This is a genomic window from Pseudomonas sp. CAN1 (genome assembly GCF_030462585.1).
Lineage (GTDB): Bacteria > Pseudomonadota > Gammaproteobacteria > Pseudomonadales > Pseudomonadaceae > Pseudomonas.
This window is the reverse complement of sequence record NZ_JASMRU010000002.1, coordinates 359,843-373,275: the sequence shown is the minus strand read 5'-3', so window position 1 is coordinate 373,275 and position 13,433 is coordinate 359,843. Positions and strand designations below refer to the sequence as shown.

General features: G+C 60.4%; 21 protein-coding genes, 1 tRNA gene and 1 pseudogene. 17 read left to right on the top strand and 6 right to left on the bottom strand.

Features of this window, described 5'->3' with window-relative positions; genetic code table 11:
• Window positions 1-39 precede the first annotated feature (39 nt).
• The 10 genes and pseudogenes from QO207_RS04660 (at window position 40) to QO207_RS04615 (ending at window position 4,690) form a co-directional block, all read left to right on the top strand.
• On the top strand, window positions 40-600 hold the full coding sequence (locus QO207_RS04660) for a DUF4136 domain-containing protein (RefSeq protein ID WP_301531397.1): 561 nt from the start codon (window positions 40-42) through the stop codon (window positions 598-600).
• Between the two features lie 30 nt (window positions 601-630).
• Complete coding sequence (locus tag QO207_RS04655; RefSeq protein ID WP_301531533.1) at window positions 631-1,110, top strand: GNAT family N-acetyltransferase; 480 nt, start codon at window positions 631-633, stop codon at window positions 1,108-1,110.
• Window positions 1,097-1,471, top strand: a complete 375-nt coding sequence (locus QO207_RS04650; protein WP_138524658.1) for a DsrE family protein — start codon at window positions 1,097-1,099, stop codon at window positions 1,469-1,471. The genes QO207_RS04655 and QO207_RS04650 overlap by 14 nt, the downstream gene beginning before the upstream one ends.
• Window positions 1,468-1,929, top strand: coding sequence for a glycine cleavage system protein H (locus tag QO207_RS04645; RefSeq protein WP_301531396.1), 462 nt, complete (start codon window positions 1,468-1,470; stop codon window positions 1,927-1,929). The genes QO207_RS04650 and QO207_RS04645 overlap by 4 nt, the downstream gene beginning before the upstream one ends.
• Window positions 1,926-2,609: a M15 family metallopeptidase gene (locus QO207_RS04640; RefSeq protein ID WP_301531395.1), complete on the top strand. Its 684-nt coding sequence runs from the start codon at window positions 1,926-1,928 to the stop codon at window positions 2,607-2,609. The genes QO207_RS04645 and QO207_RS04640 overlap by 4 nt, the downstream gene beginning before the upstream one ends.
• Window positions 2,610-2,717: 108 nt before the next feature.
• Window positions 2,718-2,876: pseudogene (locus tag QO207_RS04635) on the top strand (M15 family metallopeptidase); the annotation flags it as partial.
• Between the two features lie 186 nt (window positions 2,877-3,062).
• Window positions 3,063-3,695: a GrpB family protein gene (locus tag QO207_RS04630; protein WP_301531394.1), complete on the top strand. Its 633-nt coding sequence runs from the start codon at window positions 3,063-3,065 to the stop codon at window positions 3,693-3,695.
• Between the two features lie 72 nt (window positions 3,696-3,767).
• A complete protein-coding gene (locus tag QO207_RS04625; protein WP_301531393.1) occupies window positions 3,768-3,971 on the top strand; it encodes a hypothetical protein in 204 nt (67 codons plus the stop codon).
• An 80-nt stretch (window positions 3,972-4,051) separates the two neighbouring features.
• Window positions 4,052-4,267, top strand: coding sequence for a DUF6434 domain-containing protein (locus QO207_RS04620; RefSeq protein ID WP_301531392.1), 216 nt, complete (start codon window positions 4,052-4,054; stop codon window positions 4,265-4,267).
• Window positions 4,268-4,690 (top strand): hypothetical protein, encoded by a 423-nt coding sequence (locus QO207_RS04615; protein WP_301531391.1) that lies wholly within the window; start codon window positions 4,268-4,270, stop codon window positions 4,688-4,690.
• On the opposite strand, the gene QO207_RS04610 is transcribed toward QO207_RS04615, so the two are convergent.
• A complete protein-coding gene (locus QO207_RS04610) occupies window positions 4,652-5,089 on the bottom strand; it encodes a hypothetical protein (protein ID WP_301531390.1) in 438 nt (145 codons plus the stop codon). The genes QO207_RS04615 and QO207_RS04610 overlap by 39 nt on opposite strands.
• A 274-nt stretch (window positions 5,090-5,363) precedes the next feature.
• Window positions 5,364-5,786: an Arc family DNA-binding protein gene (locus QO207_RS04605; RefSeq protein WP_301531389.1), complete on the bottom strand. Its 423-nt coding sequence runs from the start codon at window positions 5,784-5,786 to the stop codon at window positions 5,364-5,366.
• Window positions 5,787-5,889: 103 nt separating this feature from the next.
• Here QO207_RS04605 and QO207_RS04600 point away from each other — a divergent pair, with 103 nt between their 5' ends.
• Window positions 5,890-6,105: a DNA-binding protein gene (locus QO207_RS04600; RefSeq protein WP_301531388.1), complete on the top strand. Its 216-nt coding sequence runs from the start codon at window positions 5,890-5,892 to the stop codon at window positions 6,103-6,105.
• A gap of 54 nt (window positions 6,106-6,159) precedes the next feature.
• Complete coding sequence (locus tag QO207_RS04595; protein ID WP_301531387.1) at window positions 6,160-6,456, top strand: hypothetical protein; 297 nt, start codon at window positions 6,160-6,162, stop codon at window positions 6,454-6,456.
• A gap of 133 nt (window positions 6,457-6,589) precedes the next feature.
• On the opposite strand, the gene QO207_RS04590 is transcribed toward QO207_RS04595, so the two are convergent.
• A tRNA-Sec gene (locus tag QO207_RS04590) sits at window positions 6,590-6,685 on the bottom strand.
• Window positions 6,686-6,831: 146 nt separating this feature from the next.
• Between QO207_RS04590 and QO207_RS04585 the strand changes: the two genes are divergently transcribed.
• The 5 genes from QO207_RS04585 (at window position 6,832) to QO207_RS04565 (ending at window position 12,074) form a co-directional block, all read left to right on the top strand.
• Window positions 6,832-7,077 (top strand): carbon storage regulator, encoded by a 246-nt coding sequence (locus QO207_RS04585; RefSeq protein ID WP_301531386.1) that lies wholly within the window; start codon window positions 6,832-6,834, stop codon window positions 7,075-7,077.
• A 581-nt stretch (window positions 7,078-7,658) separates the two neighbouring features.
• Window positions 7,659-8,396: a hypothetical protein gene (locus tag QO207_RS04580; RefSeq protein ID WP_301531385.1), complete on the top strand. Its 738-nt coding sequence runs from the start codon at window positions 7,659-7,661 to the stop codon at window positions 8,394-8,396.
• 23 nt (window positions 8,397-8,419) lie between these two features.
• Window positions 8,420-9,520, top strand: coding sequence for a hypothetical protein (locus QO207_RS04575; protein WP_301531384.1), 1,101 nt, complete (start codon window positions 8,420-8,422; stop codon window positions 9,518-9,520).
• Between the two features lie 566 nt (window positions 9,521-10,086).
• On the top strand, window positions 10,087-10,557 hold the full coding sequence (locus QO207_RS04570) for a hypothetical protein (RefSeq protein ID WP_301531383.1): 471 nt from the start codon (window positions 10,087-10,089) through the stop codon (window positions 10,555-10,557).
• 65 nt (window positions 10,558-10,622) lie between these two features.
• A complete protein-coding gene (locus QO207_RS04565; RefSeq protein ID WP_301531382.1) occupies window positions 10,623-12,074 on the top strand; it encodes a carboxylesterase in 1,452 nt (483 codons plus the stop codon).
• A 9-nt stretch (window positions 12,075-12,083) separates the two neighbouring features.
• Here the strand turns inward: QO207_RS04565 and QO207_RS04560 are convergent, their stop codons facing one another.
• The 3 genes from QO207_RS04560 to QO207_RS04550 form a co-directional block, all read right to left on the bottom strand.
• Window positions 12,084-12,719 (bottom strand): DUF4124 domain-containing protein, encoded by a 636-nt coding sequence (locus tag QO207_RS04560; RefSeq protein ID WP_301531381.1) that lies wholly within the window; start codon window positions 12,717-12,719, stop codon window positions 12,084-12,086.
• A gap of 139 nt (window positions 12,720-12,858) precedes the next feature.
• Window positions 12,859-13,146 (bottom strand): type II toxin-antitoxin system RelE/ParE family toxin, encoded by a 288-nt coding sequence (locus QO207_RS04555; RefSeq protein WP_301531380.1) that lies wholly within the window; start codon window positions 13,144-13,146, stop codon window positions 12,859-12,861.
• The gene (locus QO207_RS04550; RefSeq protein ID WP_301531379.1) at window positions 13,143-13,421 is read right to left on the bottom strand and encodes an antitoxin of toxin-antitoxin stability system; all 279 of its coding nucleotides are present in this window, start codon (window positions 13,419-13,421) and stop codon (window positions 13,143-13,145) included. Before QO207_RS04550 ends, QO207_RS04555 begins: the two co-directional genes overlap by 4 nt.
• Between the last annotated feature and the right edge of the window lie 12 nt (window positions 13,422-13,433).

The window sequence follows — 13,433 nt, the reverse complement described above, 5'->3', positions numbered from 1 at the left end:
CTGCGCTTGGATGGAAACTCTGTCAGGAGTAATCCAGCCATGATCCGCCGTTTACTGCTTCTGGGCCTGATGCTGGGCCTCGCCGCCTGCGAGACCACCAGCGTCAGCCGCGACTACGACACCACCCGCGACTTCTCCCGCTACCAGACCTGGAGCTGGGCGCAGCCGGCCTTCGAGTACCGCCCGGATGATCCGCGGATCAAGAGCGACCTCACCGAGCAGCGCATCAACGCCGCCATCGCCGACCAGTTCGACCAGCGCGGCCTGCGCCAGGCCCAGGGCGGCAATCCGGGCGACGTGCGCATCCGCGCCTACCTGATCGTCGACCAGCGCCAGGACGAAGTGACCACCTACACCGGTGGCTACTGGGGCGGTTACTGGGGAGGCTACTGGGGCCCGCCGCCCATGGCCGAAAGCCGCACCGTCACCTACAAGGTCGCCACCATCCAGGTCGACATGCTCGACGGCAAGGACGGCAAGCTGGTCTGGCGCGGCAGCGGCGAACAGATCATGCGCAGCAGCCCGCCGACGCCCGCCGAACGCGAAGCGGCGATCCGCGAGACGGTGCAGAAGATCATCGCCCAGTACCCGCCGCACTGACACCAGGGAGCGCGCGTGAATCAACCTGCCCTGCAATCCCGCCCCGCCCTCGCCGACGACCTCGGCGAGGTGGTGGGCTTCCCCCAGGACGCCGACGAACTCTTCTATTGCTACCCCAAGGCGCAATGGCCGCTGACCGTGGCCCAGCTCGCTGCCGCCATCGCCGAACGGCGCGGAAGCACGGTTGCCCTGCTCGATGGCCGGGTCGCCGGCTTCGCCAACTTCTACCAGTGGCAGCCCAACGAGTTCTGCGCGCTGGGCAACATGATGGTCGCGCCCTGGGCGCGCCGGCACGGGGTGGCGCAGTACCTGATCGAGGTCATGGAGAATCTCGCCCGCGAGCAGTACAAGGCACGCCTGATGAAAGTGTCCTGCTTCAACGCCAACGCCGCCGGCCTGCTGCTCTACGCACGCCTGGGCTACAAGCCGCAGGGCATCGTCGAGCGCGCCGACCCGCAGGGCCGCCGCGTCGCCCTGGTCCAACTGGAGAAAGCCCTTGTCCACGCCTGAGCCCCAGCGTGTGCTGATCATCGTCAGCAGCGGCCCGAGCACCCCGGCGCGCTGCGCCGCGCCCTTCTACACCGCCACACTGCTGGCGTGCATGGATGCCAAGGTCACCCTGTTCCTCAGCGGTGAAGGCACGCGCCTGGCCTTCCAGGACATCGCCGACAATCTCTACGCCGCCGAAGACGGCGAGCCCATCAGCCACTTCATCCAGCAGGCCAAGGAAGCCGGCGCGCGCCTGCTGATGTGCCGCGCACCGGGCGTGGCCATCGACGAAAGCCGGCTCATCGAGGAAGTCGACGAGATCGCCAGCGGCGGCGAGCTGGCGCGCATGATCCTCGAATACGACCGGGTACTGACGCTGTGAAGCTGCACGGCCTGGAGTTCCCCGACGAGCTGCTTTACGCCCCCGAGCACAACCTCTGGCTGCGCGAAGAGCCGGGCGGCGCCGTCACCCTTGGCCTGACGGCTTACGGATGTGCGGTCTACGGGCAGATATTCGCCTTCACCCCCAAGCGCGACGGCTGGCACATCGAGTGCGACCGCAGCTTCGGCGTGGTGGAGTTCGCCAAGGCCGCCTCCTCGGCGCGCAGCCCGCTGGACGGCACCGTCCTCGCCAGCAACGAAGCCGTGGTGCGCCGCCCCGGCCTGATCAACCAGGACTGCTACGGCGAAGGCTGGATGGTGCGCCTGAAGCCCGACGACTGGGCCGCCGCCCGTGGCCGCTTCCTGCAGGGCGAAGCCGCGCTGGAAGCCTTCGCCCGGCGCATGCACCTGGACAACTTCGACCCCGACGACGACGGGGTCCAGGCCCTGCGCCCATGATCCGGGCAGGCACGCAGCTCGCGCTGCTGCTCTGCCTGCTCATCAGCTTGCCGCTTCGCGCCGACCAGCCCACGCAGGAAGGCTTCGTCTACCTCGACCAGATGCTGAAGTCCGCACGCTATGACGTGCGCTACGCCGGCAGCGACAATTTCGTCGGCCGCCCCATCGATGGCTATCTGGTTCCCCGCGTGATCCTCACCCGTGAGGCCGCCACCGCCCTGGCCGCCATGGAACAGGATGTCGCCTTGAGCGGGCTGGCGCTGAAAATCTTCGACGGCTACCGACCGCAGCGCGCCGTCGACGACTTCCGTCGCTGGGCTGCCGACCCGCAGGACATTCGCCAGAAGACCCTCTATTACCCCGACCTGGACAAGCCCGCGCTGTTCCGCGACGGCTACATCGCCAAGCACTCTGGGCACTCGCGCGGCAGCACCGTCGACCTCACCCTGGTCGACGCCAGCACCGGCGCGGAACTCGACATGGGCGGCCACTTCGACTTCTTCGGCCCCCTCTCCCACCACGGCAGCGCGCTGATCAGCGTGCAGCAGACGCGCAACCGCGAAACCCTGCGCCAAGCCATGCTGCGCCACGGCTTCGAGCCCTACAGCGCCGAGTGGTGGCACTACACGCTGAAAGCCGAGCCCTACCCGGAAACCTACTTCGACTTCCCGATTCAGTGAGCGGGGCTCTTCGTAGGAGCGAGCTTGCTCGCGAACCGCTTACCCCCGATTCCGCCGGCTAATTCCGTTCGCGAGCAATAACGATGGCGTCCCCCTCGCTCCTACAGGTTCTTTCGCCGCACCCGACATTCGCGGAACCGCCACCGTGAAACCCTCCTCCAACCCATGCTGCGCCACGGCTTCGAGCCCTACAGCGCCGAGTGGTGGCACTACACGCTGAAGGCCGAGCCCTACCCGGAAACCTACTTCGATTTCCCGATTCAATGAGCATGAGCGCGCTTTTCGTAGGAGCGAGCTTGCTCGCGAACCGCCCAACGCCGATGCCGCCGGCTAAACCCGTTCGCGAGCAAGCTCGCTCCTACAGGTTCTTTCGCCGCACCTGACATTCGCGGAACCGCCACCGTGAAACCCTCCTCCAACCCTCGCCCCGCCCACCGCAACACTGGAGCCCCCATGTCCCCGCAAGCCCCCGAGTTCGACGGCCAACGCTGGAGCAACGCCGATGACGACCGCGTCGAAGTCGTCGCCGCCGATCCCGCCTGGCCACAGCGCTTCGCCGAGGAAGCCCGCGCCATCGCCGATGCACTCGCCCTGCCCGGCCTGGGCATCGAACACATCGGCAGCACCGCCGTGCCCGGCCTGGACGCCAAGCCGATCATCGACATCCTCCTGCTGCCCCCGGCGGAAATCGACCCGCACCGCCTGATCGAACCGCTGCAGCAACTGGGCTACCAGTACTGGAGCGAAAACCCCGACACCACGCGCATGTTCTTCGTCAAAGGTATGCCGCCCTTCGGCAGCGGGCGTACCCACCACATCCACGTCATGGACCTGGGCGAAGCCTCGCGGCGCCTGCTGTTCCGCGACTGGCTGCGCAACCACCCGGAAGACGCCCGGCTCTATGCCGAGGTCAAACATGAAATGGCCCGGCGCTACCCCACCGACCGCGATGCCTACACCGCCGGCAAGGACGAAGTGGTCGCGCAGATCCTCGGCCGCGCCCTCAACCCACCGGAACACCACCGCGACCGCGAAGGCGACGAACCCCACGGCGGCGAAATCCACGGGCAGGACAGAGGCGGTTGAGGCCGGCTGACGTTAATCGGACGTTAATCCACCGGGCCGAAGCTCGGGGCTCGCCATTCAGGAGGACGTCCCATGCTCAAGCTCTCCGTGGTTACCTTCGCCTGCTTCACCCTGGTCGGCTGCGCCGACTCCCCGCACTTCAGTCATTTCAGCGCCATTGAATCGCCGGTGCGCGAATCCTTCGGTGAAGACAACCTCGAACGCCAGCCCACCCGCGTACGCCTGCAGAGTGACGACTACTCGGCACAGCAACAGCAGATGCTCTGGGGCCAGTAACACCGCAACACCTCGGCACGCCGCGCCAGCGGCTGCCGATTGCGCTATAACGGGTGCTCACTTTCCAAGGAATGGATGCCATGGCCTTCGACTGGCACAGCGACCCGATCACCCGCCTGACCCCGCTCGACGCCCACTACCGCAACACCCAGAACGTCCGCCGCTTCCTGCAGGAACACTGCGGCGAAGCCTTTCGCTTCGACCGTGACTTCATGGCCTGGATACGCAGCGGCGCGCCGGCGGACATGGGGGCAGTGGTGGATGAGTGGTGCCGTCGCAAGCAAGGGAAGTGCTGAATGCATCAACCGACATTCACCCCCGAGCAGGTTTGCCATCGCACCGGCCTCGGCAAGCAAGACAAACTTGTGCGCCAATGGCTCGTCGGTATTCCGCTTGCCGACAGGACAGAGTTCCTCAGGCAACTCTGGCTGCTGAACTACCGGTACGCGCTCGATCTCTTCCAGGCCGCACAGCTTCCGGCCAATGAAAACCGGCAATTGGTGCGGCATTGGCTTCGCTCAGGCCATCACAATGCAGCACAGGCGATTATTCAGCGGGCGACTCTAGTCCTGGGAGAGAAGACGTTCTGGCGGATTGCCTCCGAGGAGACACTGACTTCTGCCATGCGTGACCTTCTGAACTACTACGGCGGCAATCTTTTAGACGAGGCGCGCTTGACCTCAACAGCCGTCAGCATTGACTCCAGCTTCCAGCCATAGCGTGAAGCTGCCATCGCGAATCGGCAGCGCCTCGCGCACGACGCTGTAGCGCACCGGCAGGACCGCGCCGGTGCCGATCCCCAGGTGATCGGCCAGCCCCAGCACCTCCTCGAAGGAGGCTTCCGGCAGGTACTTGTTGAAGGAAAAACTCTCGCCGCCGATCAGCACCTGCAGCGCATAGACGTCTTTCCCGGCAGGGTCGTAGGCCAGCAGCCCTTGCAGCTGCTTGCCACCGGCGAGTCTCAGGATGGCGCGCACCAACAGCAGCCTGGCGCCGGGCAACGCATCGCTAACGCTCTCCAGCGGTACAAGAAAGGACTGATCACGCCGGCCATCCTCCCAGCGCCACAGGTCGCTGAGTTCCAGATGATCCTCGGTGAACAGGTCCAGTCTGACCATGGCGCACCTCGTCGTGACTACTGCAGCCCCTCGGGAGCGACCTGTCCATTGGCCGGGTCCGTCTGCCCTTTCCAAAGCCAGAGCTCATACTGCGGAAAGGCAGCGAGGACTTCTTCAAGATCCTCCACTCGCGGCTTCACCTTCATATCCGTCGCGACCGTCTGCCAGCGGCGACGATTATTGATAGTGGTCAGTTTGGCCAAATGTGACGGGCCAAGATGACGAACAAGAACTCGGAGACGCTCTTCGACTCTCCCCATTGCCACTGACTACCTCAGAAGCGAATCAGAATCGCCGAAGCCCCATCCCATGCCACCTCGTATCCCACAGCTTTAAGCTCGTGAGTTAGCGGCAGAGTCATCTCTGAACGCTCATTTTCCGACAGTCCTTCTGCCAGCGAGAGATCGTGCAGAGAAACGCTGGCCACGCTATGTCCCAGCGACACTGCCCGATTGATCGCGCTGATGGCTCGATTCCTGATGATCGTTGGAAGCGCTTCACGAGCGAGCGCCATCAGTTCCCGCGCCCTCGCGGCAGAAACCAGCGTGTCGCTGGGTGCTGCCGTGAGGAAGCTCGCTTCCAGCCGGGCAACCAGTTCGGCGTTTAAAGATCGACCAGATGCGAGTGCCGCCTGATCGACCTGCGAGCGCAGCTCAATCGGCATCCGGAGTTTGAATTGGGGGTCATCTCTGCTCATTGCCGGATGATGGACCACGGTGGTCTTGACAACAATGGAACCACCGTGATCCCATCCGGGAAAAATGGATCACGGTGGTCCTAAACGACCTCCGGAGAGCAACATGGAACCGGATCACACGCACTCCAACACGCCTCCTAACAGTCGCCAGGACTTGGAAACCATTGAGCATTGGTCGGAGCGAAACGGTATCGAGTTTCAGCTCGCACTGGCGTGGGCAGTGGATGGGCAGCTACCCACTGTGCGCATCGGTGATCGACGCATGGTCAACAGCGCTCTTTTGAGGCGCTGGCTACTGGTACAGAAATGGACCAGTTGAAATTCGGCAATTTCACACACTGAAAACCAGTGGCTCGCCCTCAGGAGAATCCACATGTACCAATACGGCTCGGCGAATCCCATATCCCTGCTCGGCGAATACGCACTGGTATCCACCACCTGCGACGCCGACCCAACCCCGGAACTGCATTGCATCCAGATCGTCGGCGTGGTGCCTCCGCTGGACCAGATCATCAGCCGCCCCTACTTCCTGGTGATGGACCAGACGCTCCGCCGTCCTTATCCGCAGGAGATGTTCTGGCACAACATCCAATCGCTGAAGGTGCTCGAACCGGGAGAGGTTGAAGCCTGCAAAAACCTGATCCCGCGGGACGGGATCATGATGTGCTGAAGCGGCCTGCCAGAGACCTTTTGATCGCGGGCGTAACCTCGGGGCCTGCGGCACCCGCCGACAATGAGTACTTCGAATCGCTCCGCACTCGGGTACGCACGCGCAAACCCGCGCGGACCGAAGCAAAGGAAATTGGCGGAAGGCAGTGAGAGTCGAACTCACCCAGGAACGGCTGCCGTCCCCCACCGGGTTTGAAGCCCGGCCACGCCACCGGGCGTGATTGCCTTCCCTGGTCAGAAGCCGGCTGCGCGAGTGCAGCGGCGAAAGCGGGAGTCGGGATGTTGCCACTATTGCAGTGATGGATGCCAGCGCACCGATGCCGCAGCAACCGATGAATCAGCCATTTCCCACCAGCTACCGAGCAAAGGAGTCCCCATGGGCAACCTGTTGTTGAGCCGCAATATCCTCGAAGCCATCCACCTCTTCGCCGATCCGGAATGCTCCGACGAAGAACTCATCCGCCAACTGCGCAGCCAAAAGCTGATCATCAGAATCGGCGGGGTGTGGGAGCAGCAAGTGAAACTTGTCATCGCCGCACCACCTTGTATCCGAGTTTTGCGCGAGGAACTGCTGCCGACAGACGCGCCTCAGTATCGCCGCGCGAAGAACAACCCACTCTGATAGACCGACTGCACCCCTATAGCATCCTCCCTCCACGAAGCCCCTCCCTGTCGAATACAAAGGTCCGGACGGGAATAGAACGAGCTTTTCGTCCGCGAAAAGCCACTCATCCGAACACATTGCTACGCTCCGGAGTAGCAGCTTCAAGAGTTCGACGCCCCCCCGTCGGGAAGGTCCAAATCCCCCAAGACGAACCGCTGCCTCAGGCAGCTACCGACCCATAGCAGCCATCCGCAGAGGACACCTAACGGCCAGAAGCGGACGTTCAGAGCAGGAAAAATAAATCTGTCCCCTTTCTTTCCGCTTTCTTTCCGCTTTCTTTCCGCTTTCTTTCCGAAGGCGGTGAGAATCGAACTCATTTTTCGCCGTGTTCGTTGATGGGCTTTTTTGGTCAACGCCAGTGAAATCGGGCCTTTCAGAGATCCAATCAGGACATTGTAGGCAAGGTTCGGCTAGTGATTTCGACTACTTAGGCCTCTACTATTAATCGCTGTCTGAGCCTATGAGACTCTTGTGATGCCAATGGAGATGCTCTTTCTAATGGTGTCTAGCTAGGTGTCTGCTTAGCTGGATAACCAGCAATGCGAGACGTTAGCTATGCGCCGCCCACACCAGCGATACCATATTGCCATGGCATGGTGGATTTCTTAATATTCTCGCAGCGCATTAACTCTTGGGGAGTAGAAAAAATGAAATCAAGACATCTCTTAACCACTCCAACTGTTGTTGTTACAAACTATAAAATTGAATCACACCCAGAAGGTAAGCATCTGCATTCCTTCACTCCTGCCTCCACAAATACTAAATACCAGTTTATAGCAAATGGGGAGGCCGTGCTAAAGGAGGGAGAACGCTATAATTTCGCTTACCGTGTGGAGAATGGAGTTAATTGGGTGGACCCTTCCGCAATAGCCGAAGCGGAGAGTGTAGATCCTGAAAGTAGTTTTTATGTAGCCAGAATTCACGGCCAAGAGATACGAGATATTGAGCTAAGAAAGTCTAATGAGCGCACGACTCATAGTGCCAAGGACGGGACATATTTGGGTAGAAAATATGCTTGGCGGATATATGGAATGGCTGTGCCGCGCGAGGTATTTGAGCTATATCTGGATACGATAAAGCATCCAATTACCTCTTGCATTACTGGCGCATCTCAATCCATAGCATATAAAGAAGAAGGCCTTCAGGAGGCAATGCAGACTCTGTTGTCTTCCTTGGAACGGGTGGACTCAAAGAAAAACAACTTTAAATCCGTCCTTATCCCCCAAAGGAACTGGTTTCAAGTTAAAGGAATTTCAGCCATCACCGATAAGAAATAAGCACTACCAATGGAGACGGCATTATGAGCTTGAAGAAGTTCGAGGACGGTATAAAGAAAACTGGATTTGAATTTGAGTTTCGAGTCACAAACCTATTAAGAGAGAGCGGCTGGAATATAATAAGCAACAGATACTACGTGGATGATATTGAAGGCACTGTTAGAGAGATCGACATTCTTGCTTATAAGCGTTCTAAGCTGGAAGACTTCTCGGTTTATACTGCTTTGGTAATTAGCTGCAAGAAGTCAGAAGACCGAGCTTGGGCTCTTCTTGCAAGAGACCTAAATGAGCGTGACCCCAACACTGATTGGTTTCCGTACCATGGCTATAGCAGCCATAAAGGGGTGGGGTATCAAACTGCGCAAGCCAGTTGGCCGGAGATATACTCCACCAGGGTGACTGAACTGGGAAATGATCTTTCAGATCTTCCATCTGCGGAAATATTTGCATTTCAGGAAATGCAATTATCGAATGGTTCGCCACAGAATGACAAAGCAATTTTTTCATCGATAAACTCTTTAATGAAGGCACAGGCATACGAGTTGCGATCAGTGGCAAAGAGGGAAAGAAAAAATGTTGTTTATCAGTTTAACTTAATATCCGCACTGTCTGGCAAGCTAATCAAGCTTCACTTTTCAGATGAAAATGAGCCTAAGGCGAATGAGCTGAGCTCAGAGATTTACTTATCAAAGTACATACTAAATGGAGAGCAAACCTCTACTAGAATCAGATTTGTAACCGAGGCGGCTTTAGAGGAAAAAATTAGTTCATACTCAAAGCTTCACGAGACAAACTGCACTATATTTGGAGAACAGTGTGATGAGTTTTACAAGGATGCTCTAAGAAATAGCGGAAAGAGAAAATTGCTGCTTAGTGACTTCAAGGCTGAGTTCCTCCCAAAAATCAACAAATTTCTTTTTGCAAATCGCCGAAAGAGAATAAGCTCGGATGATATAGATGCTTGGGCCACTAATGATAGCGCTCTTATCGAAGTCAGCGAAGATGACGATATTGTTGAGTTCTTGAATGGTGACAAAGAGGCCCTGAAAATTGGGAGCGATAGTTTGCGTAAAATATATAAATACAAAGGAGAGTTCTCATTTAGCAGCATCATTCCATTCTAACTTTTCTGAAAGGCATGATATTTAAATTTTTGAACCTCTCTCGTTTGAGCTCGAATAAAAAAGGGATGAAATTATTTCCTACGCTCTCTGACTCATCCCTGCGAACGAACGGGAGTCTGCATCAATCGCCGCACGCTTCAGCCCTTTTCTGGGCCGTTCGCTCCGAGGGATTTTGATCATGCTGCTGCCACCAGAACTGGCACTTGGATGATCTGAAGCGCATTTCCTGTTCCGCTCAGGCTTGTTCTGCCCTTGCTTGGGTGAGTTGCTCAGCGTGCCGATATTCCCTGGCCTCTTTCTCGGCCATCATTCGCTGCTGCATTTCTGCTTGGACACCTATGGAGTTTTGCTCAACCTGCCTCATGGTCTGCTGCACATGGAAGCGAAAAGGGGACAGATTTATTTTCCATGTATCGCAGTCGGCGCTGGTTCGCTCCATAAATCCCGCGCGGCCCAGCCATGACACTCCGGCCAATCAACATCAATAGGTCATTTATTGGCCAGAAAGCGACGAGCTGGCTGCACATGCTCTAACCTCGCTAACGGTACACAGGGAGTTCCAAGGCATGAAGCCCACTCCACCAATACTCGATATTTCCCCACATCAGGGCATCGGCCCGGCCTGTCTCGGCGACACGCGAGCCATGGCGCGGGATGCGCTGGCCACCATCAGTTTTCCACTTGAGTCATCCAACGGGCCGACGGATTACTTCTGTCAGGCCGCGATCCAGACCGAGTGCGACGAGCAGGGGTTCATCTGGTTCATCGGCCTGTCTCAAAGCGAGCAGTACCTCGTGCGCTACCAGGGCGTCGATGTGTTTGCGCTGGCGGCCGGCGAGCTGTTCTCGCTGATCGCTTCGGCAGACGACTCCGGCGCGCACGAGTTCAATGACAGCGAGTACCTGTTTCCGGGGCAGATCATCACGCTATGGGATGCGGACGAGCAGTACGACCGCCAGGGCAACGAGACACGTCCGGTCTGGGCTCAGGTGGGCATCGGCAACCCTGACTACTTCGAGGCGGTTTCGGCCCTTTGACCCGTGAACGGACTTTGTAGCGCCAGGGGCTCTATGCTTGTCCTGCACGCCAACAAGGGAATCCCATGCTCAATGCAAGACTCACCAGGGCACTGCTCTGGCTGGTGATCATCGTCCTCGCCATCGCGGTGCTGGCCCTGGGGCTGCGGGTGGCGGCGCTGCGCGATATTCCGCCGCTGGAGCCGTGGCACACCTGGGTGCCGGATGATCTGCACAGCGATGCCATCGACCGCACTGACTGGGCCGGTTACCTCGCCGCCGAAGACAAGCTGATGCAGGCCATGCGCAAGGAAATGGCCGGCAGCCTGCAGCCCTTCGAGCGCGTGGCCTACAACCGCTACTTCGACCAGAGCCAGGTCTACCCCGGCCACTTCGCCACCGACTGGAACCGTTCCTACGAAATGCGCCCCGACGGCGCGGTGCGCGGTGCAGCGGTGCTGCTGCACGGGCTGACCGATTCGCCCTACAGCCTGCGCCACCTGGGCGAGCACCTGCGTCAGCAGGGCTTCGTGGTGATCGCCATCCGCATGCCGGGCCACGGCACGGTGCCGGCCGGGCTGACGAGTGCGGACTGGGAAGACTGGATGGCCGCCACCCGACTGGCCGTGCGCGAAGCCGGCAAGCAGTTGCCCAAGGGCGCACCACTGCTGATGGTAGGCTTCTCCAACGGCGGCGCGCTGGCGATGAAGTACAGCCTGGATGCGCTGGACGATGCGAGCCTGCCCATGCCGCAGCAACTGGTGCTGATCTCGCCGATGATCGGCGTGACCCGCTACGCGCAGTTCGCCGGGCTGGCGGGATTGCCGGCACTGCTGCCGGCCTTCGCCAAGGCGGCGTGGCTCAACGTGCTGCCGGAGTTCAACCCGTTCAAGTACAACTCCTTCCCGGTGGCCGCTGCGCGGCAGACGGTGGAGCTGACCGACGCGGTGCAGAAGGGCCTGGAGGCTGGCAATCGCAGCGGCAGCCTCGCGCGCCTGCCGCCAATCCTCACCTTCCAGTCCCTGGCCGACAGCACGGTGAGCACGCCGGCGGTGATCAGCAATCTTTACGACCGGTTGCCGGACAACGGCAGCGAGCTGGTGCTGTTCGACCTCAACCGTTCGTTGAACTATGGCCCGCTGCTGCGGCCGGACATGGCCCAGCTCGGCGCGCGCCTGCTGCCCGAGCGCGAGCGCAGCTATGGCCTGACGGTGGTCTCGAACAGCGCGCAATCCAGCCAGGTGGCCGCACTGCATACGCCGGCGCACAGCCTGCAGCAGGACAGCCAGCCTTTGCCAACGAGCTACCCGGCGGACCTTTTCTCGCTGTCCCACGTGGCCCTGCCCTTCCCGCCCGACGACGCGCTCTACGGCCAGCACCCCGATACGCGGGAGAACTACGGCATCCACCTGGGCACCCTCACTCCCCGTGGCGAACGCGGCGTACTGATCGTCGGGCTGGACCTGTTCCAGCGCGTGACCTCCAACCCGTTCTACGGCTATCTGGTGCAGCGGGTCGACCAGGTGCTGCCGCGCTAGCGGGCGGCGTCAGCGCAGGCCCTGAGAGGTGGGTGCGGATGGACTGGCCGACTCACTGCCCTTCTGCCGCTCGCTCTCCAGGCGCTGCTTGAACATCCGGTCGTCGCAGCGCAGCCCGACCGGGCTGTCGCGCTTGCTGGTGCCGGTGACGCAGCCGTTGGCGTCGATCTCGACGAACCACGCCATGCAGTCGTCGATCTGGTACACCCACTCGCGACCGCCCTTGCGGCTGGGGCTGCCCCAGGCGCCCTCCACATCCGAGGCCTGCATGCCGGCCAGCACCTGCTTGCGAACCTGAGCGGCACGGATGTCCTTCTCGGTGAACGGGCCGCAGGACGATGCGGGATCAGCGCCGACCACCGAGTAGCCATTCGCCGATGGCGCTCGCGCTGCGGAACCCTTTGCAGACCCGGCAATTGGTGGCTGGGCAGTGTCGTACTCGGGAGCAGGCTCGGCCACGGGCGCAGGCCCGAGCAGCATGCCCTCGGAGGTCGGCACCACCTTGATCTGCTGGCCGCCGGTACCGTCGGCGCAGGCCTGCTGGGTGAAGGTGATATGACCCTGGCCGTCGTCACACTTGTTCAGCGTGGCGGCCTGGGCGATGGCGGAAATTGAACTCAACAACAGCACAGCGACGAAGCGCATGCCCGACTCCCTGGGATGACGACCGGGCTCACCCACCAGAGGCATCCGGCGGCCGATGATGGCGGTCGCCCCTTCTGACTCACCGGCGTGCAGAAGGTGCCACAGTGCGGCGATTTGCGGCAGGGCCTGCCTTCAGGTTTCAGCCTTCCGGCAACGGCGGCCACAACCTGGCGGTATGCACCAGCGCAAGAATCCACAGGACATCTGCTTCGACCTGATAGACGATCCGGTAGCTTTCATGGGGAATCAATTCGCGGGTTCCCGCGACTCGTCCGGGCTTACCCATCAACGGGAACTGTCTGAGCTTGGCGGCAGCCGCGCTGAACAGAGAGTCCATCCGCACGGCGGCGTCGAGGTTTTCGGAAGCGAGATATTCCCAGATATCGAAACGATCCTGCCGGGCTTCTCGCGTCCAGAAGACCTTCATCTACGCTCGGTCGCCCTTGAGCGGAGCGCCGCAAAAGTCGCCTCAACTTCTTCGTCAGGCTGCCCGTCCCCGGCTGCCATCGAGGTCCGCGCCGCCTCGACCTTGGCCTGCAGATACTCGTCGTAGTCCTGCGTCTGGCGCTGCTGGCGGATGAACTCGCGCATCAGCTCGCGCATGACCTGGGAAGCCGGGCGGTGCGCCGACTCGGCAGCGGCCATGAATTCGGCGCGCAATTCCGCTTCGAGCTTCATGGTGAATACGGCTTCTTTGCTCATGGGGAATCACCT

What these genes read in the sequence shown, in the direction of transcription:
- QO207_RS04595 (WP_301531387.1), top strand. Translation starts at nt 6,160, where the DNA reads ATGTACCAATACGGCTCGGCGAATCCCATATCCCTGCTCGGCGAATAC.
- QO207_RS04630 (WP_301531394.1), top strand. Translation starts at nt 3,063, where the DNA reads ATGTCCCCGCAAGCCCCCGAGTTCGACGGCCAACGCTGGAGCAACGCC.
- QO207_RS04600 (WP_301531388.1), top strand. Translation starts at nt 5,890, where the DNA reads ATGGAACCGGATCACACGCACTCCAACACGCCTCCTAACAGTCGCCAG.
- QO207_RS04555 (WP_301531380.1), bottom strand. Translation starts at nt 13,146, where the DNA reads ATGAAGGTCTTCTGGACGCGAGAAGCCCGGCAGGATCGTTTCGATATC.
- QO207_RS04615 (WP_301531391.1), top strand. Translation starts at nt 4,268, where the DNA reads ATGCATCAACCGACATTCACCCCCGAGCAGGTTTGCCATCGCACCGGC.
- QO207_RS04620 (WP_301531392.1), top strand. Translation starts at nt 4,052, where the DNA reads ATGGCCTTCGACTGGCACAGCGACCCGATCACCCGCCTGACCCCGCTC.
- QO207_RS04580 (WP_301531385.1), top strand. Translation starts at nt 7,659, where the DNA reads ATGCGAGACGTTAGCTATGCGCCGCCCACACCAGCGATACCATATTGC.
- QO207_RS04625 (WP_301531393.1), top strand. Translation starts at nt 3,768, where the DNA reads ATGCTCAAGCTCTCCGTGGTTACCTTCGCCTGCTTCACCCTGGTCGGC.
- QO207_RS04550 (WP_301531379.1), bottom strand. Translation starts at nt 13,421, where the DNA reads ATGAGCAAAGAAGCCGTATTCACCATGAAGCTCGAAGCGGAATTGCGC.
- QO207_RS04585 (WP_301531386.1), top strand. Translation starts at nt 6,832, where the DNA reads ATGGGCAACCTGTTGTTGAGCCGCAATATCCTCGAAGCCATCCACCTC.
- QO207_RS04575 (WP_301531384.1), top strand. Translation starts at nt 8,420, where the DNA reads ATGAGCTTGAAGAAGTTCGAGGACGGTATAAAGAAAACTGGATTTGAA.
- QO207_RS04565 (WP_301531382.1), top strand. Translation starts at nt 10,623, where the DNA reads ATGCTCAATGCAAGACTCACCAGGGCACTGCTCTGGCTGGTGATCATC.
- QO207_RS04570 (WP_301531383.1), top strand. Translation starts at nt 10,087, where the DNA reads ATGAAGCCCACTCCACCAATACTCGATATTTCCCCACATCAGGGCATC.
- QO207_RS04660 (WP_301531397.1), top strand. Translation starts at nt 40, where the DNA reads ATGATCCGCCGTTTACTGCTTCTGGGCCTGATGCTGGGCCTCGCCGCC.
- QO207_RS04610 (WP_301531390.1), bottom strand. Translation starts at nt 5,089, where the DNA reads ATGGTCAGACTGGACCTGTTCACCGAGGATCATCTGGAACTCAGCGAC.
- QO207_RS04560 (WP_301531381.1), bottom strand. Translation starts at nt 12,719, where the DNA reads ATGCGCTTCGTCGCTGTGCTGTTGTTGAGTTCAATTTCCGCCATCGCC.
- QO207_RS04640 (WP_301531395.1), top strand. Translation starts at nt 1,926, where the DNA reads ATGATCCGGGCAGGCACGCAGCTCGCGCTGCTGCTCTGCCTGCTCATC.
- QO207_RS04605 (WP_301531389.1), bottom strand. Translation starts at nt 5,786, where the DNA reads ATGAGCAGAGATGACCCCCAATTCAAACTCCGGATGCCGATTGAGCTG.